Here is a 4,055-nt window from a genome sequence, read left to right on the forward strand (position 1 = left end):
AGCCGTATCGCCAGGCATCCGCCGCCAGCCAGCGCCCCTGCGGCGTCGTGGCGAAGCACGGGTCGAGGTCGCAGTGCCCGCCGGCGCTGCCGATGTCGATCGCCAGCCCGGTCTGGTGCTCGCTGTACCCCGGGCGCGCGGTCAGGCGGTCCGCCCCGGCGACGCCGACCCGCTTGCGATCCCCTGCGTAGATCCGCTGCTGGTCGTCGAACGGCCGGTAGGTGCTGTTCGACGCGAGCCGCATGCCGGCCCGCCCGGCGGCTGCGAACAGCTGCTCGGCGGCGGTGGCGGCGACCCGACGCAGGATCGGCGGATTCGTGTGGGGCACGTCGACCGTCACGAGGTCGGGCGGTACGAACGAGGCGGGCCGCAGCGGACGCAGCTTGTCGACGACGACCCAGATGCCGGCCGGGTCGTCGATGGAGTGCGCGGCCCGGTCGAAGGTCGGGGTGGGGGAGGGCGACGGGCTCGACGGCCGGGTGGCGGGAGCGGGGCTGCGGGTGACGGGGGCCGCCGTCGCATGGGCGTGCACGGGGGTCGCGGTGCAGGCCGAGAGGGCGCAGAGGAGGCCGCCGACGGCGAGACCAGCGGCGATCCGACCCCTGCTCCTGCGCATCGCCGGAGCATAGAGCCCGCCCGGCGACCCCCGGGGCTCCGGCACCCTCCGGAGTGGGGTATTTTGCACGCTGCGCAACTTTCCGGGCAGGAGTCCCCATGACGACCGCAAGTGCCCCACCCGCCGCCGCAGCCGGTTCCCCGGCTCCTGGCTCGGGCGCCGCCGTCGTCATGACGCACCGGCAGATCCTCTTCATCATCTTCGGCCTGATGAGCGGGATGTTCCTCGCCTCGCTCGACCAGACCATCGTGGGCACGGCCATCCGCACCATCGCGGACGACCTGCACGGCCTCAGCGAGCAGGCGTGGGTGACCACCGCCTACCTCATCACCTCGACGATCTCGACGCCGATCCTCGGCAAGCTGTCCGACATCTTCGGCCGCCGACCGATCTTCCTGACGGCGATCGGCATCTTCCTCGTCGGCTCGCTGCTGTCGGGCACGGCCTGGAGCATGTACTCGCTCGCCGCCTTCCGCGCGGTGCAGGGCATCGGCGCGGGCGGCCTCATGTCGCTCGCCCTCACCGTGATGGGCGACATCCTCGCGCCGCGCGAGCGGGCGAAGTACCAGGGCTACTTCCTGGCGGTCTTCGGCACCTCGAGCGTCATCGGCCCGCTCGTCGGCGGCCTGTTCGCGGGGGCCGGCCAGATCCTCTTCATCAGCGGCTGGCGCTGGGTGTTCCTGATCAACCTGCCGATCGGCGTGTTCTCCCTGTTCATGGTGACCCGCTTCCTGCACCTCCCGAAGCGGCACGGCAGCGCCGTGATCGACTGGTTCGGCGCGGTGTTCGTGATCCTGGCTCTCGTGCCGGGCCTGATCGTGGCGGAGCAGGGCCGCACCTGGGGCTGGGGGTCGTGGGGCGCCTGGCTCTGCTACGGCCTCGCGGCCTTCGGGGTCGTCGCCTTCGTGATCGCCGAGCTGCGGATGAAGGAGAACGCCCTCATCCCGCTCGCCCTGTTCAAGAACCGCACGTTCTCCGTGGCCACCGTGCTCGGCGTGCTCGTCGGCTTCGGCATGTTCGGCGCCCTGCTGACGGTTCCGCTGTACCTGCAGCTCGTGCAGGGCCTGAACCCGACGCAGTCCGGCTTCACGATGATCGCGATGGTCGCCGGTCTCATGATCTCCTCGATCGTCTCCGGCCAGCTGATCTCGCGCACCGGCAGGTACAAGATCTTCCCCATCACGGGCACCGGGCTGCTCGTGCTCGCCTTCTTCTACATGACGTTCGTCACCGCCGACCGGCCGCTCTGGTGGGCGATGATCGGGATGTTCGGCATCGGACTCGGTCTCGGCCAGCTGATGCAGACCCTCACGATCGCGAGCCAGAACGCCGTCGACATCCGCTACATCGGCGTCGCGACGAGCGCGTCGACGTTCTTCCGGCAGATCGGCGGCACGGTGGGCACCGCGGTGCTCCTGTCGGTGCTGTTCACCCGCATCCCGAACACGATCGCGGGCGCCTTCACGAACCCGTCACTCGTGCGACCGGCGCTCGACGCGGCGCTGAACCCCGCCGTGGCGGGCGCCGCGAACAACCGCGGGATCATGTCGACGATCTACGACACGATCGTGAGCCCGATCAAGGCGCAGCTGCCGGCGCAGGTCGACCTGTCGAACGCGGCCGCACGGCACCAGGTCGTGAACCAGGTCGTGTCGAGGATCACGTCGAGCGGACCGAGCGGCTCGGGGGGCGGCGGCACGACCGGCGCGTTCAACGGGGACACGGCCTTCCTCACGACGGCGAGCCGCGCGTTGAAGGAGCCCTTCCTCGTCGGCTTCTCGAACGCCATGGTGACGGTGTTCTGGGCGGGCCTCGTGGTCGTCGCGGTCGCGTTCGTCCTCAGCTGGTTCCTGAAGGCGACGCCGCTGCGCGGCAAGTCCGCGCTCCAGGAGGCGGCGGACAAGGCCCACGAAGGCGGCGCCATGGTCGCACCGGGCGGCGCGGAGCAGGAGCTGCCGGAGCCCGAGCCGGCCGGCGTGCGCCCCCGGATCGCCGACGGACCGGAGCCGGTCACCGGCTGACATCGGACCGGGTGCCGCTCAGGGCACCCGGTTCAGCCACTCCTCCGTGGCGAACTTCGTGCGGACGAGCTCCTCGGCGGCCGCGAGCTCACCCGCCGTGAGCTCGCCGTGGGTGGCCCCGGTGAGCCGGACGAAGGTCTCCTCCATCCGCTCGATGATCGCCGAGCGAGGCAGACCCGTCTGCTTGCGCAGCGGATCGACGCGCTTCGCCGCGCTGACGGTGCCCTTGTCGCTCATCTTCTCCCGCCCGATGCGGAGCACCTGGACCATCTTCTCGCCGTCCATGTCGTAGCTCATCGTGACGTGATGGAGCACGGCACCGCCGCCGAGGCGCTTCTGCGCCGCGCCGCCGATCTTGCCGAGCGGGGAGGCGATGTCGTTCAGCGGCTGGTAGGTCGCGTCGATGCCGAGCGATCGCAGCGCCTGCAGCACCCAGTCGTCGAGATACGCGTACGACTCGGCGAAGGACATGCCGGCGACGAGCTCGCCCGGCGCGTACAGCGAGTAGGTCACGACGCTGCCCGCCTCCATGAACATGGCTCCGCCACCCGAGATGCGGCGGACGACATCGATGCCGAACCGCTTCGCGTTCTCCAGATCGACCTCGTTGCGCAGGGACTGGAAGCTGCCGATCACGACGGCGGGCTCGTCCCACTCCCAGATGCGCAGCGTCGGGCGCCGCCGCCCCGCGCCGACCTCATCGGTGAGCACCTGATCGAGCGCGAGGTGCACGGCGGGCCGAACGGCCGGGGGGTGCAGCAGCTCCCACGAGAAGTCGCGCCAGTCGGCGGCCCGGCCGATCGCCCGCCGTACGGCGGTGCCGACGGAGTCGGGCGTGAACCCGAGCAGCACGGCGCCGTCGGGCAGCGAGGCGCGGACGGCGGCCGCGATGTCGGTCGCACTCGACTCGGCGGCCAGCCCGGTGACGGCCGCATCGACCCGCTCGAGGGCCTCGTCGGGCTCGAGGAAGAAGTCGCCCGCGAGCCGGAACCGCGCGATACGGCCGTCCTTCACGTCGAAGTCGACGACGACGAGCTTGCCGCCCGGCACCTTGTACTCCCCGTGCATCAGCGCTCGGCTCCTCTCGACAGCACGTGCTCCTCGATCCAGCCGATCAGGTCCGCGATGACCTGATCCCGGTTCGTCTCGTTGTAGACCTCGTGACGCGCCCCGTCGTAGACGATCGCGGTGACGTCGGTGATGCCGGAGCGCTCCCGGTAGGCGCGGACCAGGCGCTCCACACTGCGGGCACCACCCAGCGTGTCGTCCGCGCCGACCTGGATCAGCACCGGCAGCGACGCCGACAGGCGGCGCGCCGGCCGTCCCACGAGCCGCAGCGACTCCCGCAGCCCGATCAGCTGCCGCGTCGTGGCGGGGAAGGTGAGCGGATCCTCGACCCACCGCCTCGCGACTTCAGG

General features: G+C 71.0%; 4 protein-coding genes. 1 reads left to right on the forward strand and 3 read right to left on the reverse strand.

Features of this window, described 5'->3' with window-relative positions; translation table 11 throughout:
* Positions 1-616: M15 family metallopeptidase (locus JWQ92_RS15895; protein ID WP_297345439.1), on the reverse strand; the 616-nt coding region annotated here is incomplete at its 3' end.
* A gap of 170 nt (positions 617-786) precedes the next feature.
* On the opposite strand from JWQ92_RS15895, the gene JWQ92_RS15900 reads away from it, so the two are divergent.
* Positions 787-2,637, forward strand: a complete 1,851-nt coding sequence (locus JWQ92_RS15900) for an MDR family MFS transporter (protein ID WP_297345442.1) — start codon at positions 787-789, stop codon at positions 2,635-2,637.
* An 18-nt stretch (positions 2,638-2,655) separates the two neighbouring features.
* On the opposite strand, the gene JWQ92_RS15905 is transcribed toward JWQ92_RS15900, so the two are convergent.
* Both JWQ92_RS15905 and JWQ92_RS15910 read right to left on the reverse strand, forming a co-directional pair.
* Positions 2,656-3,705, reverse strand: a complete 1,050-nt coding sequence (locus tag JWQ92_RS15905; protein ID WP_297345440.1) for a biotin/lipoate A/B protein ligase family protein — start codon at positions 3,703-3,705, stop codon at positions 2,656-2,658.
* The coding region (locus tag JWQ92_RS15910) for an alpha/beta hydrolase (protein WP_297345441.1) at positions 3,705-4,055 on the reverse strand (351 nt) is incomplete at its 5' end. The genes JWQ92_RS15905 and JWQ92_RS15910, both read right to left, overlap by 1 nt.

The sequence above is a fragment of the Amnibacterium sp. genome, from assembly GCF_025463795.1.
In the GTDB taxonomy this organism is placed as follows: Bacteria; Actinomycetota; Actinomycetes; order Actinomycetales; family Microbacteriaceae; genus Amnibacterium.